At 70.2% G+C, this 26025-nt stretch carries 22 protein-coding genes and 3 pseudogenes; 7 read left to right on the top strand and 18 right to left on the bottom strand.

Annotated elements, in window-relative coordinates; genetic code table 11:
• The 3 genes and pseudogenes from L0H79_RS08525 to L0H79_RS08515 form a co-directional block, all read left to right on the top strand.
• The coding region (locus tag L0H79_RS08525) for an ABC transporter permease (protein ID WP_301484167.1) at positions 1–936 on the top strand (936 nt) is incomplete at its 5' end.
• A gap of 1 nt (position 937) precedes the next feature.
• Positions 938–1747 (top strand): ABC transporter permease, encoded by an 810-nt coding sequence (locus L0H79_RS08520; protein WP_301484166.1) that lies wholly within the window; start codon positions 938–940, stop codon positions 1745–1747.
• A pseudogene (locus tag L0H79_RS08515) lies at positions 1744–2667 on the top strand (saccharopine dehydrogenase family protein). Before L0H79_RS08520 ends, L0H79_RS08515 begins: the two are co-directional and overlap by 4 nt.
• 72 nt (positions 2668–2739) lie before the next feature.
• Here L0H79_RS08515 and L0H79_RS08510 read toward each other — a convergent pair.
• The 9 genes and pseudogenes from L0H79_RS08510 to L0H79_RS08475 all read right to left on the bottom strand — a co-directional run bounded on the left by L0H79_RS08510 (position 2740) and on the right by L0H79_RS08475 (position 12387).
• The gene (locus tag L0H79_RS08510; RefSeq protein WP_301484165.1) at positions 2740–3159 is read right to left on the bottom strand and encodes an ester cyclase; all 420 of its coding nucleotides are present in this window, start codon (positions 3157–3159) and stop codon (positions 2740–2742) included.
• A gap of 368 nt (positions 3160–3527) precedes the next feature.
• Positions 3528–4535, bottom strand: a pseudogene (locus tag L0H79_RS08505) (MFS transporter); the annotation flags it as partial.
• A 32-nt stretch (positions 4536–4567) separates the two neighbouring features.
• Positions 4568–4909 (bottom strand): annotated as a pseudogene (locus L0H79_RS22190) (MFS transporter); the annotation flags it as partial.
• 7 nt (positions 4910–4916) lie between these two features.
• Entirely contained in the window at positions 4917–5726 is an 810-nt protein-coding gene (locus L0H79_RS08500; protein WP_301484164.1) for a PEP/pyruvate-binding domain-containing protein, read from the bottom strand.
• 98 nt (positions 5727–5824) lie between these two features.
• The gene (locus tag L0H79_RS08495) at positions 5825–6031 is read right to left on the bottom strand and encodes a PEP-utilizing enzyme (protein ID WP_301484163.1); all 207 of its coding nucleotides are present in this window, start codon (positions 6029–6031) and stop codon (positions 5825–5827) included.
• A 16-nt stretch (positions 6032–6047) separates the two neighbouring features.
• Positions 6048–7499 carry a hypothetical protein gene (locus L0H79_RS08490; protein WP_301484162.1) on the bottom strand — a complete coding sequence of 484 codons (1452 nt, stop codon included), beginning with the start codon at positions 7497–7499 and terminating at the stop codon, positions 6048–6050.
• Between the two features lie 28 nt (positions 7500–7527).
• On the bottom strand, positions 7528–7920 hold the full coding sequence (locus L0H79_RS08485; protein ID WP_301484161.1) for a nuclear transport factor 2 family protein: 393 nt from the start codon (positions 7918–7920) through the stop codon (positions 7528–7530).
• 75 nt (positions 7921–7995) lie between these two features.
• Positions 7996–10902, bottom strand: coding sequence for a LuxR family transcriptional regulator (locus L0H79_RS08480; RefSeq protein ID WP_301484160.1), 2907 nt, complete (start codon positions 10900–10902; stop codon positions 7996–7998).
• A 72-nt stretch (positions 10903–10974) separates the two neighbouring features.
• On the bottom strand, positions 10975–12387 hold the full coding sequence (locus tag L0H79_RS08475) for an FAD-binding oxidoreductase (RefSeq protein WP_301484159.1): 1413 nt from the start codon (positions 12385–12387) through the stop codon (positions 10975–10977).
• 241 nt (positions 12388–12628) lie between these two features.
• On the opposite strand from L0H79_RS08475, the gene L0H79_RS08470 reads away from it, so the two are divergent.
• Positions 12629–14509, top strand: a complete 1881-nt coding sequence (locus tag L0H79_RS08470; protein ID WP_301484158.1) for a DUF6398 domain-containing protein — start codon at positions 12629–12631, stop codon at positions 14507–14509.
• 117 nt (positions 14510–14626) lie between these two features.
• Here the strand turns inward: L0H79_RS08470 and L0H79_RS08465 are convergent, their stop codons facing one another.
• A complete protein-coding gene (locus L0H79_RS08465; RefSeq protein ID WP_301484157.1) occupies positions 14627–16135 on the bottom strand; it encodes a plasmid pRiA4b ORF-3 family protein in 1509 nt (502 codons plus the stop codon).
• Positions 16136–16455: 320 nt separating this feature from the next.
• On the bottom strand, positions 16456–16584 hold the full coding sequence (locus tag L0H79_RS08460; protein ID WP_301484156.1) for a hypothetical protein: 129 nt from the start codon (positions 16582–16584) through the stop codon (positions 16456–16458).
• Between the two features lie 260 nt (positions 16585–16844).
• Between L0H79_RS08460 and L0H79_RS08455 the strand changes: the two genes are divergently transcribed.
• The gene (locus L0H79_RS08455; protein ID WP_301484155.1) at positions 16845–17177 is read left to right on the top strand and encodes a helix-turn-helix transcriptional regulator; all 333 of its coding nucleotides are present in this window, start codon (positions 16845–16847) and stop codon (positions 17175–17177) included.
• Between the two features lie 70 nt (positions 17178–17247).
• Here L0H79_RS08455 and L0H79_RS08450 read toward each other — a convergent pair whose 3' ends face one another.
• From L0H79_RS08450 to L0H79_RS08425, 6 genes are all read right to left on the bottom strand, one after another.
• Positions 17248–17706, bottom strand: a complete 459-nt coding sequence (locus L0H79_RS08450; protein ID WP_301484154.1) for a MaoC/PaaZ C-terminal domain-containing protein — start codon at positions 17704–17706, stop codon at positions 17248–17250.
• Between the two features lie 53 nt (positions 17707–17759).
• Positions 17760–18914 carry an acyl-CoA dehydrogenase family protein gene (locus L0H79_RS08445; protein WP_301484153.1) on the bottom strand — a complete coding sequence of 385 codons (1155 nt, stop codon included), beginning with the start codon at positions 18912–18914 and terminating at the stop codon, positions 17760–17762.
• Entirely contained in the window at positions 18911–20551 is a 1641-nt protein-coding gene (locus L0H79_RS08440; RefSeq protein ID WP_301484152.1) for a long-chain-fatty-acid--CoA ligase, read from the bottom strand. Before L0H79_RS08440 ends, L0H79_RS08445 begins: the two co-directional genes overlap by 4 nt.
• Positions 20552–20673: 122 nt before the next feature.
• The gene (locus L0H79_RS08435; RefSeq protein WP_301484151.1) at positions 20674–21417 is read right to left on the bottom strand and encodes an SDR family NAD(P)-dependent oxidoreductase; all 744 of its coding nucleotides are present in this window, start codon (positions 21415–21417) and stop codon (positions 20674–20676) included.
• Positions 21418–21428: 11 nt separating this feature from the next.
• The gene (locus L0H79_RS08430) at positions 21429–22604 is read right to left on the bottom strand and encodes an acetyl-CoA C-acyltransferase (RefSeq protein WP_367652447.1); all 1176 of its coding nucleotides are present in this window, start codon (positions 22602–22604) and stop codon (positions 21429–21431) included.
• Positions 22605–22746: 142 nt separating this feature from the next.
• Positions 22747–23649, bottom strand: a complete 903-nt coding sequence (locus L0H79_RS08425; protein ID WP_301484150.1) for a CoA transferase — start codon at positions 23647–23649, stop codon at positions 22747–22749.
• 187 nt (positions 23650–23836) lie between these two features.
• Between L0H79_RS08425 and L0H79_RS08420 the strand changes: the two genes are divergently transcribed.
• Positions 23837–24442, top strand: coding sequence for a TetR/AcrR family transcriptional regulator (locus tag L0H79_RS08420; RefSeq protein ID WP_301484149.1), 606 nt, complete (start codon positions 23837–23839; stop codon positions 24440–24442).
• 175 nt (positions 24443–24617) lie between these two features.
• Here L0H79_RS08420 and L0H79_RS08415 read toward each other — a convergent pair whose 3' ends face one another.
• Positions 24618–25088, bottom strand: coding sequence for a hypothetical protein (locus L0H79_RS08415; RefSeq protein WP_301484148.1), 471 nt, complete (start codon positions 25086–25088; stop codon positions 24618–24620).
• A gap of 35 nt (positions 25089–25123) precedes the next feature.
• On the opposite strand from L0H79_RS08415, the gene L0H79_RS08410 reads away from it, so the two are divergent.
• The gene (locus tag L0H79_RS08410) at positions 25124–25717 is read left to right on the top strand and encodes a TMEM175 family protein (RefSeq protein WP_301484147.1); all 594 of its coding nucleotides are present in this window, start codon (positions 25124–25126) and stop codon (positions 25715–25717) included.
• Positions 25718–26025: the final 308 nt, after the last annotated feature.

The following is a 26025-nucleotide window of genomic DNA, read 5'->3' as shown; positions in this document are numbered from 1 at the left end:
ATGGCTGACGCGACGGTGACCAAGTCGGCGGCAGCTCCGCCGACAGCGCAACGGTCGGTGGCGCGCAACCGGGCGCGGCGCAACTGGGTGCCGTACGCCCTGCTGCTACCCGGTGTGCTCTGGCTGTTCGTCTTCTTCGTCCTGCCGATGGTCACGCTCGCCTCGCAGTCGCTGCAGGAGGGCAGTGTCGACGAGGGCTTCGTCTTCACCGGCAACATCGGGATCTACGGCACTGCCCTGACGGAGTACTGGCCGCAGCTGCTCCGCTCGCTCGGCTACGCCGCCGCAGCCACGGCGCTGGCCCTCCTGCTCGGCTACCCGCTCGCCTACTTCATCGCGCAGAAGGCAGGCCGCTGGAAGAACGTCATGCTCGTCCTGGTCATCGCGCCCTTCTTCACCAGCTTCCTGATCCGGACGCTGGCCTGGCAGACGATCCTGGCACCGGGAAGCATCATCACGACGTTCTTCGACAACACGGGCCTGACCGCGCTGCTCCGCTCGGTCGGGCTCGTCGAGTCGACGACGCTGACGGCCACGCCGTTCGCCGTGATCATGGGCCTGACCTACAACTTCCTGCCGTTCATGATCCTGCCCCTCTACACCAGTCTCGAACGCCTCGACCCTCGCCTCGTCGAGGCGGCCTCGGACCTCTATGCCACCCCCGCTCAGGCCTTCCGGCACGTGACGTGGCCGCTGTCCCTGCCCGGTGTCGTCGCCGGCACCCTGCTGACGTTCATCCCGGCCGCAGGCGACTACATCAACTCCAAGCTGCTCGGCAGCACCCAGACGACGATGATCGGCCAGGTCATCGACAGCCTGTTCCTGCGCGTGCTCGACTACCCGCTCGCGGCGGCGCTGTCCTTCGTCCTGCTCATCATCATCATCGGCATGGTCGGGATCTATGTCCGCAAGGCCGGTACCGAGGAGCTGCTCTGACATGTCTGCGGCACTCGTCTGGATCAGACGCCACCTGCTCGCCCTCGCGGCGCTCGCGGTGCTGGTCTACATGCTCGTACCCAACGTCGTCGTCGCCGTCTTCTCCTTCAACAACCCGAGTGGCCGGTTCAACTACGAGTGGAACTCGTTCTCGACACAGGCGTGGACCAACATCTGCGGGACGCCCGGCATCTGCTCGTCGCTCGGGCTCAGCCTCAAGATCGGCATCACCGCCTCGATCATCGCGACGATCCTGGGCACCCTCGTGGCGTTCGCGCTCGGGCGACACCGCTTCCGGGGGCGCGCCGCGACGAACCTGCTCATCTTCATGCCGATGGCCACCCCCGAGGTCGTCATGGGCTCGAGCCTGCTCACCCTCTTCGTCATGATGGGCGTCCCGTCGGGCCAGGGCGCGATCCTGATCGCCCACATCATGTTCTGTCTCAGCTTCGTCGTGGTCGCCGTCAAGGCACGAGTCGCCTCACTCGACCCGCGCCTCGAGGAGGCCGCCGCAGACCTCGGGGCCACACCGCTGCAGACGTTCCTACGCGTCACCCTGCCGCTCGCGGCACCCGGCATCGCCGCCGGCGCCCTGCTCGCGTTCTCCCTGTCGTTCGATGACTACATCATCACCAACTTCCAGGCGAGCCCGAGCTCGATCACCTTCCCGATGTATGTCTGGGGTGCCGCCCAGCGCGGGACACCCGTGCAGATCAACGTCATCGGCACCCTGATGTTCCTCGTTGCCCTCACCGTCGTCATTGCGGGACAGGTCATCTCCTCGCGGCGCAACAAGAAGGTCGCGGCGTGAGGGTCCTCATGATCGGGGCCGGGGGGTGGGTTCGGCGGCGGCGAAGATCGCCGCCGAGCGCGGCTTCTTCGATCGGTGGGTCGTGGCCGACCACGACCTCGAGGCGCCGAACGGGCCGTACGCGACGTCAGTGAGCGGCATACCTCAATCCGTCCCGAGCGGTTCGTCGCGGCGCAGGCGGCACGCTGGGAGGCGGAGGGGCGCCTCGCCCTCGTGGGGGTCGGCGTCGAGCGGGGACTGTCCGACCTGTTCGCGCCGAGCTTCTCGATCTGGACGACGATCGAGGAGTGCCTCAACCCACCGGTCGTGTGGGAGCAGGGGCGCGGCTGGTTCACGACCAAGCCGTTCAGCGAGCCGGAGGTGTTCGAGTTCCCCGAGGGGATCGGGCCGGTCGAGTGCGTCAACGCCCAGCACGAGGAGGTGCTGCCGATGCCGCGCTGGATCGACGCGCGGCGGGTCCCCCTCAAGTACGGCCTCGGCGACGAGTTCATCGGTGTGCTGCGGACGCTCAACACGTTGCGGCTCGACCGCACCGACCCGGTGCGCGTCGGGGGGTCGGGGTGTCGCCGCGCGCGTCGTCGCGGCGTGCCGCCCGACCCGGCGACGATCGGGCCGCGGATGACCGGAAAGACCTGCGCGGGGGTGTGGGTGACGGGGGCGGCCGCGACGGTCAGCCGCGGAGCAGCTACCTCCACCACGTCGCCGACAACGAGGCGACGATGGCCGAGTACGGCGCCCAGTGCGTCGTGTGGCAGACCGCCCTCAATCCCGTCGTCGCGCTCGAGCTGCTGTCAGGCGGCAGGTGGTCGGGGTTCGGGGTGCTGGGGCCGGAGGCGTTCGACGCCGTGCCGTTCCTCGACCTGCTCGCGGCCGACAAGCCGCTGGGGTACGGCTCGCCGTGGGGGATCGAGGAGCGATGACGCGGTACGACGCTGTGGCATGGGCTCCTCCTCAGGTTTGCGACCAGATCCGGACAGGATGAACGCAGACGGTCACGCCGGAGCCCCGGCGGGCACGACGCCAAGCTGCTGCATGAAGGACAGCTGGTCGGCGACACCCCAGTGCTCGGCGACCAGACCGGCTTGATCGAACCGCATGATGTCGATGAGCCCGATGTCCACCGCCTTGCCGGTCGCCGGGATTCCCATGAACTCGGCTTGGTGCGTGCCGGCCAGCTTGATGCGAGCGACGGCCTTGTCCCCTCCCGCGATCACGTCCTCGACGTCCATCCGGAAGTCCGGGAACGCCGTCAGGAGGACCCGGAAGTACTCCAGCGTCCCCTGCTTCGTCAGCGGGAAGCCGGGCCCGCCCTCGTGCTCGACGAAGTCGTCCGCCATCAGGTCACCGAACCCGGCGATGTCTCCTGCATTGATCCGCTCGTAGGTGCTTCGCATCGTTGTCGCGTTGTCCACGGCCGCCTCCTTGGTCCCTTGTGCATGCGCGGTTGCGCAGGCGATTCGATCGTGCGCTTGCTCGCCGGCGAAGACATCGCTTGATCACGTGATATGCCCCGTTTCAGCGAAAACCCTTGGAGCGAAACCCTTTGGGGTGTATGCCGCTCAGCGGGCCCATGCACGAACCTGGCCGTCGCGTCGCGGCCGTCGCATCGTGGTGCATCAGTCGCGGCGCGACTGAACAGTGGGGTCCCGGCCGGGGTCGTATCGGCGGTCACGAGGACCTCGCCGGGTGCCAGCCGGTCGGCGCCGGCGAGGTCGAGGATCACTGGGGCGACCCCGGTCTCGTGCGTCCGGGGCTCAGTCTGACCCGGCTGGGGCCGACTTCAAGTGGACGAGACGGTGGTGCCGTCAGCCCGAACCGCCTTGAGGCGACGACGCATTCCCCGGAGGGGCATCGACGGCTGGACAAGGAGCACGGCGCAGAGGAACCCCGCCACGAGCACGCCGAGGCAGACGGTAAGGATCGTGCGGTGGTCGTGCAGCAGCTGAGCCGGCGCCACCGCGGGGTCGACAACCCGGACGAGCAGCGCCACACCCACGATCCCGCCCAGGTAGCGGACCGTCGAGCCCACCCCGGCGGCCATACCGCTCATCCGGCCGGCGACCCCGGCCAGGGCGGCGCTCTGGGCGGCCGGGGTTGCCAGCCCGAGGCCGAGACCGAGCAGCGCCAGCGGCACGCGCAGATCGCCGGGGATGCTCAACGCGTTCACCCGCATGAGCGCGATGGCCACGATGCAGGCGAGCGTGCCGGTCACGGCCACGGGACGGGAGCCGAGGCGGTCGGTGAGCCAGCCGGCCGCCAGCGAGCTGGTCACCATGGTCAGCATCATGAACGCCAGCAGCTGTCCGGTGCCCTCGGCATCCAGCGAGAACAACGCGTCGAGAAGCATCGGGATCTCGAACAGGAGGGCGACCATCACCAGGTTCTGCAACGCGATCAACAGGGTCCCGGCCGTGTAGGTCCGCGACCGGAACAGCGAGAACGCGATGACCGGGTCCGGGGCCCGCCGCTCCCACAGCACGAAGGAGAGGAGCAGGACCACCGCCAGCCCGACAACGAGCGGGCCGCCGCCGAAGGAGTCCTCCACGCCCGTGACGAGCGCGATCAACCCGGCCGTCAGCAGCATCGTGCCGACCCGGTCGAAGCGCACATCCCCAACCGGTCTCGGTCGAGCGGGCCGGGGCGCCCCGATGGCCAGGAGCGCTGACACGGCGAGCACCGGCAGGTTCGCGAGGAAGACACTCGACCAGCCGAAGACGCGGACCAGCTCGCCACCCACGATCGGCCCGGCCCCCGCGGCGAGGGACATGGTGGCGCCGAAGGCACCGAAGGCGCGACGGGCAGCTCGACCCGGATCAGCGCGAGCGTGGCCGGCACCACCAAGGCGCCCCCGGCGGCCATCAACGCCCGGGAGACGGCGAGGAGCAGCAGCGAGCCCGACAAGAACCCGAGCACGGCTCCGGCGGCGATGCCCACCTCACCGAAAGCCAGTACCCGCCAGTGCCCGAGCCGATCGCCCAACGCGCCCCCGGGGCCCTGCAGCGCGATCGCCGCGACGAGGTAGGTCGCGACCAGGGCCTGCGTGACCTCGCCCGAGCCGTACCCGATCCCGGCCGCGATGTCGGACACGGCCACCGCGATCATGGTGGAGTTCAGTGGCATCAGCGAGGCCGCCAGCAGGGCTGCGACGAGTCGGCGTCCCATCCCCCGTTCAGCCACGGGTGATCGGCCGTCGCTGCAGCAGGGACAGTGCGGCGCCACAGAATGCGAACTCGATGTCGTGCTCGCGGGAGCCGAACGCCGTGTCACATGAGAGCGCCAACCGGTAGAGCCGGCCCAGCTCGGCAGCGTCCAGGCACAGCCGCTCGACGAGGTCCGCGGGTACAGGCTGCTCCTGCACCCCCCAAGGTCCGTAGTGAAGCGCCACGTCCTTCTCGCCCGGCTGCGATCCGCGCAGGTTCCCGCCCCGGTCGAGGACGAAGTGGTCCGGCGTGACCAGCCCGGAGACCACGGCCTCACCCAGGCCCCAGCTCGCCTCGATCACGAGCTCGTCCGCCCCGGAGACCGGGTTGCGCGTGAACATGACACCGGCGACGGTGGCGTCTACGAGGCACTGCACGACGACGGCCATGTCGGCGGCCTCGGCCAGGGCCATCCGGTCGCGGTAGGCGAGCGCGCCCGCAGCCTGGCCGGACGCGTGCACATCTCGCACCGCGCCGGCCACCCCATCGATCCCCCGCACTCCGAGCACGCTCAGGTGGGCACCGGCGAAGCTGGCCACGCCGGAGTCCTCCCCCACGGCGCTCGAGCGCACCGCGACCACGGCGTCGGCCCCGAGCAGGCTGACGAGCTCGGCGACCGGGTTACCGTCGCCGGCCGCGATTGCCGCCACCCCCGCGACGGATACCGCGCACCCCGGCGGCACCGGTAGCCCACACCGGATCGCGACGCCGAGCTGCACGGCCTTGCCGCCGTAGTCACCCGGGTCGAGCGCCTCGGCCAGAGGCACGATCGCGCTCATGCCCTTGGTCGCGCCTCTTCCCACCCCTCCGGGCCTCCCACGCAGAGCGTGAGACCCGCCTCGCTGGCGCTCGGTCGGGTCCTCGCGTCGGTCGGCACTCATGACAGGAGTCGGACCTCGCCGGTCGTCCCGTCGACGCGCACCCGCACACCATCCGGAATCGTCATGGTCGCGTCTCGGGTGCCGACGACACCGGGGATGCCGTACTCGCGCGCGACGATCGCAGCATGGCTGAGCTGCCCACCGCGGTCGGTGACGATCGCGCCGAGCAGCGGCAGGACGACGTTGAAGTACGGCGAGGTCATCCGAGTGACCAGGACATCACCCTGCTCGATCCGTCCGAAGTCGGCGGCCTCGAGGACGACTCGCGCGGTGCCCTCGTAGAAGCCCGAGTTGACGGTCAGGCCGTGCAGCACCGTCTGCGTGTTCGGGCGCTCCGAGACCTCGTACAGGTTTGCCCAGCATCGCATCCAGGGCGAGCGCGCCCCGACGAGCGGCTCGCGGCAGCAGACTCGTCGGCGGCGGAGGGGAGGGCACGGCGCCGACGGAGGCAGGCGCGTCCGCAGTCGTCTTCGTGGTGCGCCAGGCATACCGCTCGGCGACCTCCTCGCTGCTCGGGCCGGGCCGGCCACGGAGCAGGGCGGCACACTCGGTCGGCGCGAGATCTGCAGCGTGGTCGGCCGCGGCCAGCTTCCCCTGCGCGGTGAGGCGTGCACCGGCTTCGAGCAGGGCACGACGCGCGAGCCCCGTGGCCCAGCCGTCGGAGTACACCCCGCGCTCGTCACGCAGCCGGTTCACGAGGCGCGCGTCAGCGAGGCGGTCGTCGAAGTCGGCCTGGTGCTGCGCGGGTACTCGGGCGCGGATCCCCGCGAGCGTTGTGCCGTCATCGGCCACGGCCGACGAGCCCGCCGCCGCCGCCTTGAGAACACCTACGAGCATGTCAGGCAGCTCGCCGGCGTTCTGGTCGCCGACGTCGTAGCCGACGGAACGGTAACGCACGGTGTCGAGGTACGTGGTGACCGCCTCCCCCGCGTCCGGGTCGGCCCGAAGCGCGGCGAGGACAGTCCGGGCCGGGCTCCCCGAGCTGAGCGTGTCCCGGGCGGTGTCGCTCGCGGCGATCTGCTTGCCGGCGAGGTCGAGCTCCTCGACGGCGAACCCGTTGGAGACGGCCGACGTGCCGCGCAGCAGACCGAGCAGCTCACCAGCCGACGCGCCCGTCCACCCGGTGGCCCCGGCGAGGAGGTCGCCGGTGGCCGCGAGCGCCGTGACCGTGTACTTGTGGTGCTGGTAGACCATCGCGGTGACATGCTCACCGCACTCGAGCACGTGCTTGGCCAGCTCGGTGCCTGACAGCGCGGTGACGTCGATGCTCTGGATGGCGCGGTGCTTGGCGATCGCGGCGGGCTTGTCGACCTCGTCCCATTCAGCGAGGTCCCTGCGCCACAACCGGTCGGCGAAGGCCCGTTCGGCGGTCCTGGTCCGGGCGCTTAGCTTGGGGTGCAGCCGCAGCAGCAGCCACAGCACTGCCTTCGGTGGCGGCTTCGCGGGCCCGGACGGGGCTCCGAACGGGACCGGCTGCATGTAGAGGAAGTCGTTGACGAAGCCTGGCGCGAGGTGATCCAGCAGCAGCCCGTACCTGGCCGTTCCTTCGCTGAAGCCGCGTACCAGACCGCTGGCGAAGGCAGCCCGCATGGTCGGGCACACCGGCCGTTGGAAGTGCGTCGACTCCAGCTCCCACGGCCCCGGGCCAGGAGGTTCCCACATGCGCTCCATGTCATTGCTCCTGATCGTGTGCGGCGCGTCAGCCGATGAGCTCGTCGGCGGCGTCCTGGTCGTCGGCGACGACCCAGTACTCGACCACCTTGCCGTCGCGCAGCCGGAAGAGATTCGCGTGGGTGTGCTCGACGAAGCGGCCGTCCCGGGTGGTCGAGACGGTCACTACGGCGATGCCGTGCTCGTCGTCGGCGTAGACCTCACCCACTTCGAGACGGAACGTTCCCTGCGTGACTTCGCCGACCTTGCCGAAGAGCCCGAAGACGGAGTCCCGTCCGCGGTAGTCGCCGGACAGGAGGTTCCGACCGGGCTCGTGCCAGACGAGGTCTTCAGCGAGCAGGTCGTCGAGGGTCGCGAGGTCCCCCGTGGCGAAGGCTGCATACCCCCGCCTGATAAGCGCAACGTTCGGATGTTCGGCCATGGTCTTCTCCTCGAGGACGGGTAGGCGCGGCAGACTGCCTGCGACCGATCCTGCGCGCGACGGGAGGAGAAGACATCACTCGATCGAGCGATGCGCGACCGTCGCAAGCGCGACCCGGTTCGAGATACCGAGCTTGCCGAACACGTGTCGCAGATGGGTGTTCACGGTGTAGGGAGAGATGAACATCCGTCTCGCGACCGCACCATTCGTCAGCCCTTCGGCCACGAGCAGGGACACCGTGCGCTCCGTCTCGGTGAGGCTCTCCCAGCCACTCGTGGGCCGTTGCCTCGAGCCACGCTGACCAGGATGGACACCAAGGCTCCGCAGGAGCGCCCGGACCCGCGCCGCCCACGCATCGGCGCCAGCCCGCTCATGGCGTTCCAGCGCCTCACCGAGCAGAGCCGCCGCCTCGTCCGCGCGCCCACCCCGGGCGAGCACCGCTGCCGCGTCCTCACAGGCGCCGGTGTGCAGCACTACCAGCGGTACCTGCCGGGCCAGCTCGACCGCCTCGATCATCGGCTCGACAGTGGCGTCGAGGAGGCCTTGGCAGCGCAGCGCGACGCTGCGCACCGTCCGCACCTGCGGCGCGAGCCCAGCAGCAGCCTGCGCCGCGCCGGTCACCTCCGCTGCGACGTCCCGGTGTCCCAGCAGCAGGGCCAGCCTCACGAGGTCGGGGGCGAGCCAACGGTGGTAGTAGCGGTTCTCCCGGGCCACGTCGAACCGCCAGCACCGGAGCAGCACGCCGTACGCGCCCTCGGCGTCTCCCTCGGCCTCGCGCACTCCGGCGACGGCCGCCGCCAGGATCCCCGCGTTGTAGCTGAGCTGGTCGTTCTCGAGCTCTCGCGTGAGCTGAACGACGAGTTCCGACGCAGCTCGGCGGTCTCCGACCGCGGTCGCGATGATGGTCCGGTAGGCCAGCGACTGTGTCACCAAGAGCTGGTTGCCCTTCTCCTGTGCGGCCTGGCCGCCGGCGATGAGGCCCAGGACCGCGTCATCCCACTCGCCGACGGCAAACGAGACCTCGGCGTCGGCCGTCAACGTGTCGGAGAGCCACCACCCAGACCCGAACTCGTCTCGGAGAGACTCGCGATACGCGATTCGGGCCTCGTTGACGAGATCGCAGTCGAACAGCGCGAGACCGAGGAAGAACCTCGGTTGCAAGGGGCGCGTGCGCAGGTCTGGCGACCTGCTGGCGAGGTCTGCGGCCCGTTGCGCGTGTCCCAGCGCCTCCCCGTAGCGACCTTGACGGCCCACAGCCACGAGCAAGGCGGTCAGGGGCCAGACCTCCATCGCCGCCTCGCCTGCCTGTCCCGCGATGTCGAGCGCCCGATTGGCCACCGCCTCGCCCGCGACAGGGTCGCCCGAGTAGGTCAGCGCCCAGCTCTCCTGGGCCAGGACGAGCATCTCGTCGGAGGGCCGCAACCGTGCCGAGGCGAGGCTGCCCTGAGCCACGGCGACGAGCTCGGCAGCCCGGTTCTGCAGGGCGAGCGCACCGACGAGCGCCAGGCGCAACGGGGTGTCCACCTCGTCGGGGTGCTGCCGGGCGAGCAACGCTTCCGCTCGGCCTGACGCCTCGGCCACGATCCCCGCGCGCAGCAGCGCCTGCACCATCTCGCACGCGACCAGGTCGGCGTCGCGGTGACCCCGCGGCAGCAAAGCCTCGGCATGACGAACGAGGTCGACGCTGACCAGCGGCGCACGCGAGGATGCCTCGCGAGCGGCATCACGCAACCAGGTGATCGCCTGCTGGTCCCCCCGCTCCGCCCCGAGCAGCAGGTGATCCGCGACGTCCAGCCGATCCGCGCCTGCCGCGACCAGCGCCGCTGCGGCCTCCCGGTGGAGCAGGCGACGTGCCGCAGCCGGCAGGTGCTGGTAGATCGCGTCGTGCACGACCTGGTGGCGGAAGACGACCCTGTCGCCCGCCCCGTCGAGAAGCTGCGCATCAAAGGCGTCGCGAAGCCCCCGGACGACCTCGCCCTTCGGGTGACCTGACACGGCGGCGACATCCCGAAGCGAGACGGCGTCGCCGAGCACCGCCGTGACCTCCAGCAGCTCGAGCGTCGCCTCAGGCAGCTGTCGCAGACGACGAACCACCAGTTCGCGCACTGAGGTCGGCAGCTCGGGGGTTGTCGCCTCGATCCTGCCCTCGGTCCGGTAGAGCATCCCTTCATCCGACAGCGAACGGAGGATGGCCGTGGCCCACAGGGGGTTCCCACCTGCCTTGGCCAACATGGCGGCCAGATCTGGGCCCGGCGGTGCACCGAGCACCAGGGTGGCCAACGAGGACAGGCCCTCGGATGTCAGCGGCTGCAGGTGCAGAGTCTGCGCGCCGCCGGCCTCCAAGTCATCGAGCAACCGGGCCACCTCGGCCAACCGGGGTGAGGGTCGGGTCGTCACGATGACAAGCAGGGCGGCGAGGGGCAGGCGGCGCACGAGCGAGGAGATCGTCGACAGGCTGGCGACATCGGCCCAGTGGATGTCCTCGGCCACGAGCACCACTGGCCGTTCGGCGCACCACGACTCGAGGAGGTCGACGATCTCGTCGATGACCCGGAAGTGGATGTCGCCGGAGGTCGGCGCTGCATCTGCCGGGCCATGCCCACTCAGCAACCCACCGATGGCAGCGCGACGTGGGTCCGCGGAGCGCCGGTTCAGACCCAGGGCACCGGCGACCAGCCCGAACGGACGAGTGCGCTCAAACGGATGGGCCTGTCCATAGAGGACGGTCACGTCACCCGTGCGCACCTGGTCGACGATCCCCTGGACGAACCGGGTCTTGCCGATCCCCGCCTCCCCCTCGATCACCAAGGCACACGCCCGTCCCTCCCTGAGCCCGCGGACCACCGCCGCAGCCAAGGCAGGCTCGACCTCACGCCCCACGAGCCCCTCTGCCCGCACCCCCACAGTTTCTCGCTCGCCTCCCCCAGCGTCCACCAAACCGAGCAGGCCCGGGCCGGCCTCGACCCAGCGTCGGTGGATCAAGGCTCAGTCAAGCATGGCTGCCGGGGCGGGGAGGCCAGGTGCACGCGAGCCCCGGCTCAGCGGCATACCGGCCTATCCCGCGCGCCCCGAGATGCGGTCAGCGACATGCGCAACGGGTGACGTGCGCGAGGACGCACTCCCGCGCTCCTGGCGGTCGGCCATGCGATAAGCAGCGTAGAGCCCACGAACACCCAACCACCGCAACGGTTCCGGCTCCCAACGTCGCACGGTGCGACCCACCCACGGCAGGGTCACCAGGTCGGAGTCGCGCCGCAGGACGAGGTCGGCGAGGGTGCGGCCGGCGAGGTTGGTCGAGGCGACGCCGTGACCGACGTAGCCGCCGGCGTGCCCGAGGCCGGTCGCGGCGTCCACGGCGACCGTCGCGCACCAGTCGCGCGGCACCCCGAGCACGCCGGACCAGCCGTGGTCGATGCCGACCCCGCGGGCAGCCGGGAAGAGCCTGCCGAGCACCTCGCGCAGTTGCTCGACCGTATTGCCGAGCGTCTCCCCGCGCGCGTCCCGCTGTGAGCCGTAGCGATAGGGCACGGCCCGGCCGCCGAGGGCGATCCGGCCGTCCCGCGTCTGCTGCACGTAGGCGAACGCGTGCGCCTCGTCGGAGAGCAGTTCCGCCCCACGCCAGCCGATTTCGTTCCACACCGCGCTCGGGAACGGCTCGGTCACGACCATGCTGCTCGCCATCGGCAGCCACTCTCGTCGATGCCCCTCGAGCCCAGAGGTGAACCCTTCGAGCGCCCGCAGCACGAACTGCGCGCGCACGGTGCCGTGGTCGGTGACCGCCTGCCCGGGGAGGACCTGCGTCACCGTCGTCTCCTCGGCGATCGTCACACCGGAACGCTCGACGACCTCCGCAAGACCCCGGGCCAGCCGTGCCGGGTGGATGCGCGCGCAGTGGCGGCTGAAGAGCGCGCCGCTTGCGCCGGGGATCCTGACGCGCTCGCCGAGCTCGGCTGCGTCGATGAGCTGGAGGTCCTCGGGGGCCCAGCCGTGGGCGCGCAGGTGCGGCACGTGCTCGGCCAAGCGGCGCTGCTGGGCCGGGTTCGTGGCGACCTGGAGGTAGCCGTCCTTGACGATGTGCGCGTCGATGCCCTCGCGGCCGGCCACCGCGATCACCTCGTCGACGGTGTGGAACATTGCGCGCTGCAGCCGGACCGCCGACTCCCGCCCATGTGCCCGGGCGTAGCGGCCGAGCTGTCCCGGCGGCTCGGCACTCAGCCACCCGCCGTTGCGCCCGGAGGCGCCGAAGCCGGCGAACTCCTTCTCCAGCATGACGATTCGTAGGTCGGGCTGGTGCGCCTTGAGGTAGTAGGCGGTCCACAGCCCGGTGTAGCCGGCACCGACGATCGCGACGTCCGCGTCGGTATCACCCGCCAGCGGTGCGCGGCACGCCGGCTCGCCGAGATCGCGCCACCAGTAGGAGATCCCCCCGTCGACGAAACGCGGAGTTGGTGCGAAGTCGGCGCTCACGTACACGCTCCTCTCGGTCTAGGACGCACCTGGCCGTGCGGTTTGCTGCGCCGCTCCCGAGGGTATGCCGCTCCCACGGCTTTCGCTCGTGACCCGCCGTCCGGCACGAGTGGCCGCCACCCCCCTGAGGACTCGGTGCCCTCTCGACATGGACTTGGTGCCCTGTCGACAGGGACGTGGTGCCCGGTCGACGGCTCGGCTCGGGTCGGAGGTCACGACCACGGGATGGGAGGATGGGGCGATGGGCAAGAGAGGGAACAGGCGCAAGCGTGGCGATGCACGGCTGCGGGTCGTGAGCAGCGACGAGGCGCAGCAACGGGTCGAGGTCGAGGCGGAGCTGCAGCCGCTCATGCAGGAGCTGCGGACCCATATGCGGGACGAGGACCCGATGGGCCTGCTCGCCTTCGTCTCCTCGCTCGTCGCCGCCACGGATGGTCGGCACGGTTTCCCGGACCACTCCGCGGTCGCCCTCGACGACCTGGTCGACTCTTTCATCGACATCGACCTCGCCGAGACGACCGCGGCTCTGCACGTGCTCGCGGCGTTCGCCCCGACCGATGTCATGCGCGCCCGCATCGCCAGCACTCTCGAGCGGCGTCGACAGCCGATGCCTCGATGGCTGGCAGACCTGTCGGAGACGACGGTCACCGAGGCCGCGCGGATCGGCTACCCGGGCGAGCCGGGCCAGAACTTCCTCGTCGAGCACCGGTGGCCGGGCGGCGACCTGGCCACCTATGTCGTCTATGACGAAGGCCTCGGTCGCGGCGTCAAGGATGCCTTCCCGACGCCGATGCGGCTGGCCGACCTCGACGCACGGATGCGGGAGAACGCACCCGGGGGCGCGGCGATGACCTTCCACCCGATGGACCTGGCCACCACCCGGGCCACGATCGAACAGGGTCTCGTCAACGGGGCGGGCCGCCCTGTCGACGACGAGAACGAGACGTGGCCCGCGGGACGGCCCCTCGTCGAGTGGCTGATCACCCTCATGCCGGCAGGCGGCACACCACATCCCTCCACGACCTCGCTGCCTGACTTCTCCGATCTCCCGCGCGGCTGGCTGGCCGCCGACGTGGACCCCGACGATGTCGCCGAGGAGTTCGCGGCGTCCGACGAGGCAGCTGCGATCGGCTTCGACATCGAGGAGGTCCACGACGAGGCGACGATCATGGCGGTGGTCGAGTTCGGGTGGCAGCTGGGCATGCGAGACCCGCTCGACTGGGACCCGGAGCGCGTCATCGTGTTCCTGGGCGAGTACCTGCCCTCGACCGTATTGCCCGACCCGCAGACCGCCCAGCGGTTCGGACCCGTCCTCGAGGCCTACCTGAGGTGGGCGGCGCCCAGGGCCGGGCGGACGGGCAAGGAGCGCGCCGCACTCCTGCGGGCCGCCCGTGCCGAGCTGCCCGACTACCTCGAGGTGGCACAGTCTCCCCAGGCGCTGGCGCTACGCCAGGCGCTCGTCGACTACGAGGACCTCACCGAGATGTGGGACGACTTGGGCGTCGTGGTCATCGGGGAGGGCAGGCAGGACCGAGACGGTTCGGCGTTCGAGGACGACTCGACCGAGGACCTCTTCGGGACCACGCTGCTGGAGAGCCTCGCCCGCCATGTCGGCGGCCAAGCGGCCCTCGAGGCACTTGACGACAGGCCCCTGCCCGACGAGGAGCTCGACCTGTCGGATGTGCCGACCGACACCCATGACCGGGTCCGGGAGGTCCAGTCCCTCGTCGACGCCTTTGCCGACCAGTCGTTCGGCGTCGAGTTGCGCACGGCAGCCCGGCGGTTCCTGGCTCGCGCGGCTGCCGGGGATCCGGCCATCTTCAGGCGGGCGAGTCGTGCCGAGACTGCTGCGGCCGCGGTCACCTGGGTCGTCGCCCGCGGCAACCGCCTCGTCGGCACCGAGGATGCCTCGATGACGGTGCGCGAGCTGATGGACTTCTTCGGTGTCAAGGGCAGCCCCACCAACCGCGCACAGGTCTTCCTCAACGCCGTCGACACGAGCATGTACACCACCGGCAACCCCATCCTCGGCGCGGCCGACTTGCTCGTCAGCTCGAACCGGTCGAGCATCCTCGGCCTTCGCGACCGAGCGAACACGGGCCTGCCCTTCGGCCTCGACTGACGGGCATCGCCTCGTCGGTCCCGGGGCTGTGCGTGGCTGCTTGTGCGTGGTTGTGGTTGGCCCGGCGACCACAAGCACGCACAGCCGTAGCCGGACCGCCCCGGCCAGCACCTTCGCTCAGTCGATCGCACCCAGCGCAGCCCTGGCCACCCGGGCCGCCAGGTCCGCCTCACCACCCCGGTTCCCGACGGCACGTAGCATCTCCTCTAGCAGACCGAAGGTGTCCGCCGTCGCGTGCCACACGTCGGCTGTCTGGAGCCCGCCGTAGTCCTGGCGATGCCAACCGCGGATCGCGAGCACCTCGCACACGGACTCCATGACCGGACCACGCGCCCTGAAGTCGCGTTCCCATCGGCCCCCCGCCGCCGCAACGAGCGCGAGCAGCGTTGCCAGCCGGTCGAACCCGTTGAGGCCAGAGGTCAGGCGGCCCACGACGTGGGCGAGCAGCCGCTGCGGGTCATCACGGATCTTCCGTCCCGTCGTGGTCGGCGTCAGGCGGCCCTTGGCCTTGCGGATGAGCCCGAGGCGGGTGGCGCCCTTGCGCAGGTCGAGCACGGGCCACATCTGGTTCTCGCGGTTGCCCATGCCATACCACTCGTGGTCCGGGTCGAGGGCCTCGCAGATCGTCACCACGACCCGGGGCGGCAGGTAGCCCGCGGTGGTGAGGTTCAGCCCGTCGCCGACGGCCTCGAGCATCACTCGGAACGGCGTGCTCAGGGCGGCAGCCTCGTCCGGGGTGAAGGTCGGCGGTGTGCCCCAGCCGGGCACCGCGAGCCAGTCGTCGAGGTCGAAGCGGGCCGGCGTCGACAGCGTGGTGACGACCTCGACGAGCTCGCGCGGCAGGAGTGCCAGCGCGGTGTCCGTGTCGCGCGGCGCGAGTCGGGCGAGGGCGGCGTTGGCCTCGTCGATGTCGAAGTGGTCGGGGTCCCAGCCGTCCGGCAGCCAGCCGCGCAGGTCCTCGGCGGGGACGCCCCGGTCGGGCTGCTGCGCTGGGTCGTAGCGGCTGCGCACCCACGCCGCCATCTCCTCGTACCCGTCGACTCCGCCGACGTCCTCGGGTGGGCACGCCCGCTCCCCCGCGACACAGACGAGGGGGTATGCCGCTGAGCCGGACTCCCCGGGTCGGCTCGCTCCCGAGGCGGCCGGGTCACCGGGCCGGGACGGGTCCGGCATCGGGCCGATGGCTTCGAGGGTGAGGGTGTGGGTCCACGAGTCACCGAAGTCGTACTCGTAGGTGAGGGTGTCGCCGGGCCTGCGGAGGATCTGGTCGAGCCGGGCCTCGGTCTCGAGCGTGCCCTCGTCGTCCTGCTCCTCGATGTCGAACTCCGTGACGAAGTGGGGCATGTCGTACGGGTTCTCGCTGAGGCTGAAGCGGTGCAGGTGACATTCCTGCCAGCCCATGGCCTGCTGGATCGCGTCGTGGACCCGGCCGAGGTCGAGCTCGCCGGGGATCGTGAGGCGTCGCCACACCTCCGGGTCGGTGTGGCGCAGCGAGACGTGGACCGTCAGCAGCACCGGCTCGACGGGCGGCTCGGGCAGGTCGACCGGCGGGTTCGGCGGCGGCCACGGGCGCTCTGCTGCTGGTCGCACCGCACCGTGCACCGTCGGCTCGGGTGTGCCGGTCACTGGTCTGCCGCCCCTTGCCGGTAGGGCAACCGGACCGGCTGCGCGGGAGGCCGCGAGACGACCGCCGTCAGGGTGAGCCTGTGGTCGAGGCCTTCATCGATACCCATTGACGGAGCATAGGCGGGCCGGGCGCCGTGCTCGTCCCCCGGAACCGCGTCCATATCGGAAATGATATGTCCACCCACGTGGCCCGGAACATGCCGAGCTCGACCGTGTACTCCGGTCGGCGGCCAGGTTGCAAGAGCTCGTCCCCGACGCCGTCCTCGTCGGCGGTACGGCAGCGGCCGTTCACGCCCACCATCGCGTGTCCTTCGTCCATGTCACGTGCTGCCCGACCTGGCCGAGCGGTATGCGGAGGTTCTCGAGGCGCTCGAGGCGTCGGACGGCTGGGCCACGAGCATCCGGGCGAGCACGCCTCCGCTGACCCTGCTCGGGTCGCTTGACGGCATCGAGGCCGGCCTGCGACAGCCGCGTCGGACCCGCCCCCTCGAGACGGAGGTGCACCCGGTCCCGGACGACGGGTCGGTGGCCGTGCCGACCCTCGACGAGATGCTCCGCGTCAAGGCCTACCTCGTCGTCCAACGCAACGCGACCCGGGACTACCTCGACACGGTCGCCCTGGCCGAGCGGGTGGGGTCCGCCCGGGGCAGTCGGCGTTCTGGCACGCATCGACGACTACTACCGCGACCGGAGCGGGGCGCCGGACTCCGTGCTCACCGCGCTGGTCCAGCGTCTGGCCGACCCGCGTCCGCGGGACCGGCGGGTCACGAAGCAGCTGAGCGCCTACAGGCGGCTCGACCCACGGTGGCACGAGTGGTCCGGCGCCCGGTCCGCGACCGAGGGGGGCGAACGCACCGCCGTGGCGGGCGAGGTCGACGAGCTCGTCCGGCAGTCCGGGCTCACCCTCGCCGCGTTCGCGGACCGGATCGGGACGTCTGCCTCGCGGATGTCGACCTACCGCTCCGGGCGGGTCATACCGTCCGCTGCCCTGCTGCTGCGCATGCGCCGACTCGTCGAGCGACTGCGCGCCGGTGACCCCTGAGCCGGCTCTCGAGGTCTCGGGTCTCGGGTCAGGGGTCTCGGGTCAGGGGTCTCGGGTCTGGAGCCGGGGGTCAGGGCTGGTCTCGGGACCGGACCAGTGAGTCCACCTCGAGCTCGAGCACCGGCCGGTCGTGCTGGTCGCGCAGCGTGCCGAGGATCCTGACCAGGCAGCGCCCACGCCCGTCCGGCTTCACGCTGCGGACTAGAACGGTGCAGGCCAGCACGTCTCCTGCGCGTACCGGCCGGAGGAACCGGAGGTTCTCGATCCTCTTGCCGGCGACGACGTCGTAGCGGTTGTAGACGCGAGTCGCAGCAAGCCGCTGGAAGACCGAAGCCGTGTGCAGCCCGCTCGCGATGAGCCCGCCGAACGCGCTGTGGGTAGCCGCGTCGCGATCGACGTGGAAGTACTGCGGATCCCAGGCCGAGGCGAAGGCGAGGATCTCGTCCTCGGTGACCTCGTAGGAGCCGCAGTCGATCTCCTGCCCGACCGGCATGTCCTGCGCGGGTAGGAGCACAGGTACTGGCGCCACAGGGGCCGGCGTCTCGGGTGTCGACGCCACACGGGCCGATGTCTCGGGGTGACTCATAGGGACCGTGCCACCAGTTCCTTCATGATCTCGTTCGTGCCTCCGTAGATCTTCTGCACGCGGGAGGAGGCATACATGCGCGCGATCGGGTACTCCATCATGTAGCCATAGCCGCCGAAGACCTGCAGGCAGCGGTCGACGACCTTGTTCTGGATGTCGGTGCACCAGAACTTCGCCAGCGACGCGCCGGCGGCGTCGAGCTCACCGGCGACGTGCCGGGTGATGCAGCTGTCGACGAGAGTGCGGGCGGCGAGAGCGTCGGCGGCGCACTCCGCGAGGACGAAGCGGGTGTTCTGGAAGGACATCAGGTCCTGCCCGAAGGCCTCGCGCTCCCTGGCGTAGGCGATCGTCTGGCGGACCGCGGCCTCGGCCACGGCAGCGGCCGACACCGCGATGATGAGCCGCTCCTGGGGCAGCTGCTCCATGAGCTGGACGAACCCGCGGCCCTCGACGCCGCCGAGGACGTTGCGGACCGGCACGCGCATGTCCACGAACGACAGCTCGCGGGTGTCCTGACCGTGCATGCCGACCTTCTCGAGCACCCGTCCGCGCTCGAAACCCGCGAGGTCCGCGGTCTCGGTCACGATGAGGGACAGGCCCTTGCCGCCGGGCTCGTCACTCGTGCGCGCGACGACGATCAGCACGTCGCAGTGGGTTCCGTTGGAGATGAAGGTCTTCGACCCGTTGAGGACGTAGTCGTCGCCATCCCGTATGGCGCGTGTGCGCACCCGCTGCAGGTCCGAGCCCGTGGTCGGCTCGGTCATCGCGATGGCACCCACGAGGTCACCGGAGGCCATGCCCGGCAGCCAACGCCGCTTCTGCTCCTCGGTGCCGAAAGCCCCCAGGTAGTGGGCCACGATCGTGCTGTGCACGCTGTTGGCCCACGCGTCGTCGGCAACGCGAGCCTGCTCGCCCGCGATGACGGCCTCGTGCGCGAAGGTGCCGCCCCCTCCCCCGTACTCCTCGGGGATGCTGATGCACAGCAGGCCGGCTCGCCCGGCGGCACGCCAGAAGTCGCGGTCGACCATGTGCTGCTCGGCCCACCGGCGCTGGTTGGGCACGACCTCCTTGGCGAGGAAGGTCCGCGCGAGCCGCCGAAGGTCCTCGAGGTCCTCGGTCAGCCACGGTGACCGGTAGTCGTCCAGGATCATCCGACCTGCTCCGCTCCGTAGCTGCCCGCGTGCTCGGCCCGGATCCGCTTCTTGTCGAACTTGCCGACGCTCGTGCGGGGGATCTCGGTGACGATCTCGATCGCGTCCGGCAGCTGCCAGGACGCGAATGCCGTGGACAGGTGCGAGCGCACGTCCTCCAGGGTGACCTCGTGACCGGCCTTCGGGACGACGAGGACGAAGGGTCGCTCCTGCCACTTCGGGTGGGCCAGGCCGACGACCGCGGCCTCGGCGATGTCCGGGTGGCCAAGGAGCAGGTTCTCCATGTCGATCGAGGAGATCCACTCGCCACCGCTCTTGATGACGTCCTTGAGCCGGTCGGTGACCTTGAGATAGCCGTCGGCGTCGATGGTCCCGACGTCGCCACTGCGCCAGTAGCCGTCGTGGAACCTGCCGGCCCGGTCGCTCTCGGGCATGTTGTGGTAGGTCGCCGTGACCCACGGCCCGCGAACGCAGATCTCGCCCTGGGTCGTGCCGTCCCACGGCACGTCGTTGCCCAGGGCGTCGATGAGCCGGACATCGACGCCGCTGACCGGGAGTCCCTGCTTGCGCTTGAGCTCGAAGAGGGCGTCACCCGTGAGCCGCTCTCGCACACTCGGCTTGAACCGGTTCATCGTCACGAGGGGGGTCGTCTCTGTCGCGCCGTAGGCGTGCACGATCTCGGCACCGGTCAGGTCGTGGAAGCCGCGCATCATCGTCAGCGGGGGCTCGGTCGCCCCGGACATCATCCGCAGCCGTGACAGGTCCGGCTTCTCGTCCAGGGTCTCGAGGTAGTGCAGCATGGGCAGGAAGATCGCCGGCGCGCCGTTCGTGACGGTGACGCCCTCGGCGATGATCGCGTCGGTGAGCGGCTTGGTGTCCTCGGCCAGGTAGCGGCCGGGCAGCACGATCTTGTTGGCCATCAACGTTGCTGCCTGCGGCAGGCCCCACGCCTGGCCGTGGAACATCGGGGTGATCAGCATCGTGCAGTCCTCGAGCACCATCCCGATGTTCGTCGCGATGGCATACGAGTGCAGGTAGATCGCACGGTGCGAGTAGTAGACGCCCTTGGGCCGGCCCGTCGTGCCCGTCGTGTAGCAGGCGCCGTACGCGGAGCGCTCGTCGACCTCGGGCCACGTGAGGTGCGGGCTCGCGGCGGCGAGGAGGTCCTCGTAGTGGTGCACTCCCGGCAGGCTGGTCTCGATCTCGGACAGCGGCTTGTCGGTCATGACGACCCAGGCCCGCACGCCCGGCAGGCGGGGCGCGACGGCCTCGGCGACGGGCAGCAGGGTCTCGTCGACGCAGATGACCGAGGTGCCGCTGTCCTCGATGACGAAGGACAGGTCGTCGGGCCCGAGCCGCAGGTTGAGCTGGACCATGACGGCGGCGAGCCCGGGGATGGCCCAATAGAGCTCGAAGTGGCGGCGGCTGTTCCAGTCGAGGATGCCGACGCGGTCGCCCGGCTGCACGCCCAGGCCCTTCAGGGCGTTCGCGCCACGGATAACGCGGTCGTAGGCGGCGGCATACGTGTAGCGATCCCATCCCCCGTCGGGCCGGCGGTAGACGATCTCGCGTTCGGGGTGCGTGCGCGCCGTGTGCCGGATCAGGGTGGTCGTGTTCAGCTGGACGTCGTCACCCATCGTCGACGGGTAGCCGGTGACAACGGCGCCTCTGGTAGGGCTCGTCGTCGTTCCAGCCGAGCTCGTTGCGGTCGATGACATAGCGGTCGATGACATAGCGGTGGATGACATGGCGGTCTCCTTCAGCGTGCGGTCATGCGCAGGGCTCCGTCGAGGCGGATCACCTCGCCGTTGATCATTTGGTTCTCGATGATGTGGACGACGAGGGCGGCGTACTCGCCAGGGTCGCCGAGCCGGGACGGGAAGGGCACCTGCTGGCCCAAGGACGCCCGGACCTCCTCGGACAGCTCGCCCATCATCGGAGTGAGGAACAGGCCCGGGGCGATGGTCGTCACGCGGATGCCGTACCGGGCCAGCTCACGGGCGATCGGGAGGGCCATCGCGACAACCCCGTCCTTGGACGCCGCGTAGGCGGCCTGCCCGATCTGGCCGTCGAACGCGGCAGCCGACGCAATGTTGACGATGACGCCGCGCTCGCCGCCCTGACCGGGCTCGGAGGTGCTCATCGCGGCGGCGGCGAGCCGCAGGACGTTGAAGGTGCCACCGAGGTTGACGTTGAGCACGCGCATGAAGTCCTCTAGCGGCTGCGGGCCTTGCTTGCCGAGCACCTTCTGTGCCACGCCGATGCCGGCGCAGCTGACCACACCGCAGAGCGGGCCGGGCTGCTGGGTCGCGACCTCGACGGCGTGGGCCACCTGGGCGGCGTCGGTGACGTCCGTCTGGACGAACACCGCCCCAGCGGCGGCGGTACCGGCACGGTCCGCGACGACGACGTGGGCGCCTCGTTCGAGCAGTGCCTCGGTGGCCGCGCCGCCGAGACCGGAGGCGCCGCCCGTGACGAGGAACGTACGGTTGCTGATCTGCACAGCGGGTCCCCTCAGACGAGTCGTTCGAGGATCGTCGCGTTGGCCATCCCGCCGCCCTCGCAGATGGTCAGCAGTCCGTAGCGGGCCTCACGACGCTCGAGCTCGTTCACGAGCTGGGTCAGCAGCCGGGCGCCGGTCGAGCCGAGCGGGTGGCCGACCGCGATGGAGCCGCCGTTCACGTTGAGCTGGTCCTCGGGGTAGCCGAACTCCTCGCGCCACAGCAGCGGCACCGGCGAGAAGGCCTCGTTGACCTCGACGAGGTCGATGTCGGCGACGCGCAGGCCGGCCCGGTCGAGCGCCTGCTGGCTCGCCGGGACGATCGCCGTGAACTGGAGGACAGGGTCGTCGGCCGCGACCGCCATCGAGACGATCCTGGCCCTGGGTCGGAGCCCTGCGGCCTCGGCCGCGGCCCGCTCCGCCACGAGAAGTGCCCCGGCACCGTCGCTCATCTGCGAGGCGTTGCCGGCGGTGATGACGCCCTCGGGTGAGAACACCGGCTGCAGGCCGGCGACCCGCTCTGGATCGACGTCGGCGCGGATGCCCTCGTCGCGGGTCATCGGGACGGTCGTGCCGTCCTTGCCCACGCCGTCGAGCGGCACGAGCCCCGAGGCGAAGCGACCGGCGTCGGTCGCCGCCGCGGCCAGCCGGTGGCTACGGATACTGAAGGCGTCCAGGGCCTCCCTCGTGAAGCCCCACTTCTTCGCGACAAGCTCGACCGAGGGCCCCTGCGCGGGCAGGTTGCCGTCGAACCGGGCCAGCGCCCGCTCGCCGTACCATTCGCCGGGGCCGGCGCCTGGGGTGAAGAGTGGGCCGAGGCCGACGCGGCTCATCGACTCGACACCGGCGCCGATGGCGAAGTCGTACTCGCCGGACTTGATCGCCTGCGCCGCGAAGTGGACGGCCTGCTGGCCCGACCCGCACTGGCGGTCGAGGGTCGTGCCGGGCAGGCCTATCGGCAGGCCGGCGCCGAGCAGGGCGTTGCGGGCGACGTTGCCGGTCTGCTCACCCCGCTGGATGGCGCACCCGACGATGACGTCGGACAGACGCGCCGGGTCGATGCCGGTGCGCTCGACGAGGTTTGACAGGGTGTGCGCGAGCAGGTCGACGGGGTGCCAGTCGCGCAGCTGGCCACGCCGCTTGCCGACCGGGGTGCGGACGGCGTCGACGATCACTGCTTCACGGATCATGCCGGGTTCCTTTGCGAGGGAGTGGGGAAGGTGACAGTCAGGCTTGGGGGGCCGCACGGATGCGGTTGTTGCTCCGGCTGCTGCGCACCCTGCGCGGTGCTTGAGGATCTGGCGTCCAGGGGCCGGGGGATCATGAGAGGGATCAGGCGTCGGACGCTGCGACGGTGCGCGGCTCGTGCACGGCGACGGTGCGCGGCTCGTGCACGGCGACGGTGCGCGGCTCGTGCACGGCGACGACCGGGATGTCGAGCGAGCGCCCCAAGGACTCCCAGTGGGCGCTGGGCTTGGTCGCGAAGCGGGCCGCGAGCTCCTCTCGCGTCTGCCCGACCGCGGCGGTGAGGCGCTCGGCGAAGTGCGGCTCGAGTGCGGCGACTGCGACATACCCGTCGGTTGTGGCGTACATCCCGTAGGTCGGCAAGCCTCCACCGAGCACGGTCCCCGGCCCGGTCAGCCCGTGCCGCACCGCAGCCGAGGCATGCCACGCCAGGTCGTCGAGGATGACGCGCAAATGCGCGCCGGCCCCGCTGCGGTCGCGCCGGCGGAGCCCGACGAGGGCAGCATTGACGGCACGCTCGGCGCCCAGCAGATCGACGACCGGGACGAGCGGCAGCTCCGGAGCATGGACCGTGCCCTGCACCGCCTGGTAGGTCAGGTCGTGGCCGGCCTCGTCGGCCCGATCACCGTCGTATCCGACGATCTCGACGAGCACGACCCCGTGCCGCTCGACGATCTCGGTCAGCCCGAGCCGGGCAAGGGCGGAGGGACGCATCGCAGTCAGTACCACGTCGGCATCCGCGATCAGGGCTGCCAAGGACGAGCTGCCGACCGGGTCCTTGAGGTCGAGGGTGACAACGTGCTGACCGACGACGAGCTCTTCGTACCAGCTCGGCGCCACCACCTTGAGCTGGTCCCCGGCAGGCGGCTCGACCTTGGTGACCGAGGCACCCAGCGACGCCAGGCGCGCTGCCGCAACTGGGCCGGGAAGGTTGGTGGCCAGCGATACCACCGTGACATCGCCGAGCGGCGCGTCGGACCGTTTCGACATGGGCTCCTCCGTGGATTTTCCGACTGCCATTCCTATACATTTGTACAGCATCCAACATGATTGTGCAATACTGGTCATGGTCATCCCTGGTCATGGTCATCCCTGGTCACGGTGATCCCCTGGTGGCGGTCATCCTGAACACAGCACCCCTGAACACACAGCACCGAGCGCACAGGAGGAGGGCGACATGGCACAGCGCGCGCCGGCGGCACCGCTCCGTGGCGACGACCTCACCGCGAAGGCCCGTATCCGCAACGCGGCCCTCGACCTCTTCGCCGAGCACGGCGTCGACGCGACCCCGCTGCGCGCCGTCGCCACGGCTGCCGGGGTCACGGTCGGGCTCATCGTCCACCACTACGGCACGAAGGAGACGCTGCGCGAGGCAGTGGAACTCGCGATCGTCGAGCGGTTCGCGGACACGATCCGGTCGGTGCCCATCGACGGCGCTGCCGGCGGGGACGTCGTGGCTGGCCGCGATCACGCAGTAGCGGACATGCTCGCGGCCAGTCCGGCGGTCGTCGACTACCTGCGCCGGGCCATCCTCGACCGCAGCGGGGAGCGCGGCGACCTGGTGAGTCGGCTCAGCGAGCTGTCCGCCCAGCAGGTCAACGAGCTTCGTGACGCAGGCCTCGTCTCGGCGCGCCACACCGTCGGTGAGCAGGTCGTCACGATCATGGTGCGCCAGCTCGGACGCCTCTTCCTCCAGCCGCTCGTCGACCGCATCGCAGACGAGTTCGCCGACGAGCTCGACGGCACGGCAGCGCCTCAGCTCGTCGTCACCGTGTCGCGCTGACGCGCACAGTCACAGCGCACCCCAGACATCAACAGTGCACACTCGACCGGGAGAAGTGCACACTCGACCGGGAGAAGTGCACACTCGACCGGGAGAAGGGTGAGCGGCATACGGCGTCTCGGGCGTGACCCAGCGTCTCGGGCGTGACCCAGCGTCTCGGGCGTGACCCAGCGTCTCAGGCGTGCCGGTGCCGCCTGTGCCTGCGGGGAGCGCCCGGGCCTTCGTAGCCCTGGGTGACCATGTGCCACCATGTCACGGGAATCGCGAGGAAGGCGACCACGACTCCGAGGATGAGGATCCAGTGCACGACGCCGGCCCACACCCCGCTGGACAGGGCGAACGGGAAGTCACGGAGCAGCCTCGTCAAGGCGAACATCGTGAACATCGCGATGACCAGGTGTGCCGTGAGGCGCAGAGCCGGCGCGTCGGCGAAGAGGAAGGCGACGTTGAAGGCGATCACCGACCAGAGCGCAAGATCGACCGCTCCGATGCTGTAGGTCATGCTGCTGGTCAGGAACGGCAGCGACGACCAGGCAGGCCAGAAGTTGAGGATGAGGAAGAGCCCGAACGCGACGAGCGCCGTGATCCCGCTGATGAGGCGCCGCCGTGACGAAGGGGCTCGGGGGGCGTGTTCGAGTGCTTGCATACTTCTGACATACCCCTTCGGCATACTAAAACGCTGTGAAGACCAGCCGACTCGAGGCGTTCAGCGACGGCGTGCTCGCGATCATCATCACGATCATGGTGCTGGAGCTGCGGGTGCCGGAGGGTCCGACGCTGCACGACCTCGGGGCCTCGGCCACGGGACTGCTGACGTACCTGCTCTCGTTCGTCTACGTCGGGATCTACTGGAACAACCACCACCACATGTTCCAGCTCGTCGAACGCGTCACCGGCGGCCTCCTGTGGAGCAACCTCGGACTCTTGTTCTGTCTGTCGCTGCTGCCCTTCACGACGGCCTGGATGGACGAGCAGTCGTTCGCCGTGACGCCCGTCATCACGTATGGCGTCAACCTGCTGCTCTGCGCGGTCGCCTACTGGATCCTGCAGTCCTCGATCGAACGCAACCAAGGGCGCGACGGGGCGCTGGCCGCTGCTCTGGGCCGTGACCTCAAGGCCAAGTCGAGCCCGGTGCTCTATCTCCTCGGCATCCTCGGCTCGATGCTCGCCCCGTGGCTCGGCATCGCGATCTACACGGTCGTGGCGCTGATGTGGCTCGTGCCCGACCGGCGGGTGGAGCGCTACCTCGCCGATCACGCCACCGTCGAACCGTGAGCCGGCCCGCTTCCCCATCGACAGTGCGCTTTTTCCTGATCGACAGTGCGCTTTTCCTGATCGACAGTGCGCTTCTGCCGATCGAGAGCGGGGACTCGCGCCACGACAAGCCACGACGAGTGCAGTTTTCGTGACCTACGACGGTCAACAGCCACGACAACTCACCACGAATACACTTCTCGTGCTCGTCAACAGCATGCCGTATGCCGCTCACCGCAGTTCCGCTCAGCGGCTCAGCCAATCGCCACCTAGGATGCGCACGTGTCGACCAGCACGGTTCGCAACAGCCGTGAGCATGCCACTGGCCC

The sequence above is a fragment of the Intrasporangium sp. genome (assembly GCF_030452765.1).
GTDB lineage: Bacteria > Actinomycetota > Actinomycetes > Actinomycetales > Dermatophilaceae > Intrasporangium_A.
Note: the sequence above shows the minus strand (reverse complement) of the source record. Positions and strands in the feature narration are given on the sequence as shown.

Coding starts and splice junctions, on each gene's coding strand:
- L0H79_RS08520 (WP_301484166.1), top strand. CDS start 938: ATGTCTGCGGCACTCGTCTGGATCAGACGCCACCTGCTCGCCCTCGCG.
- L0H79_RS08500 (WP_301484164.1), bottom strand. CDS start 5,726: ATGAGCGCGATCGTGCCTCTGGCCGAGGCGCTCGACCCGGGTGACTAC.
- L0H79_RS08495 (WP_301484163.1), bottom strand. CDS start 6,031: ATGACCTCGCCGTACTTCAACGTCGTCCTGCCGCTGCTCGGCGCGATC.
- L0H79_RS08490 (WP_301484162.1), bottom strand. CDS start 7,499: ATGGAGCGCATGTGGGAACCTCCTGGCCCGGGGCCGTGGGAGCTGGAG.
- L0H79_RS08485 (WP_301484161.1), bottom strand. CDS start 7,920: ATGGCCGAACATCCGAACGTTGCGCTTATCAGGCGGGGGTATGCAGCC.
- L0H79_RS08470 (WP_301484158.1), top strand. CDS start 12,629: ATGGGCAAGAGAGGGAACAGGCGCAAGCGTGGCGATGCACGGCTGCGG.
- L0H79_RS08460 (WP_301484156.1), bottom strand. CDS start 16,584: ATGCCGTCAAGCGACCCGAGCAGGGTCAGCGGAGGCGTGCTCGCCCGG.
- L0H79_RS08445 (WP_301484153.1), bottom strand. CDS start 18,914: ATGATCCTGGACGACTACCGGTCACCGTGGCTGACCGAGGACCTCGAG.
- L0H79_RS08440 (WP_301484152.1), bottom strand. CDS start 20,551: ATGGGTGACGACGTCCAGCTGAACACGACCACCCTGATCCGGCACACG.
- L0H79_RS08430 (WP_367652447.1), bottom strand. CDS start 22,604: ATGATCCGTGAAGCAGTGATCGTCGACGCCGTCCGCACCCCGGTCGGC.
- L0H79_RS08425 (WP_301484150.1), bottom strand. CDS start 23,649: ATGTCGAAACGGTCCGACGCGCCGCTCGGCGATGTCACGGTGGTATCG.
- L0H79_RS08420 (WP_301484149.1), top strand. CDS start 23,837: ATGGCACAGCGCGCGCCGGCGGCACCGCTCCGTGGCGACGACCTCACC.
- L0H79_RS08415 (WP_301484148.1), bottom strand. CDS start 25,088: ATGCAAGCACTCGAACACGCCCCCCGAGCCCCTTCGTCACGGCGGCGC.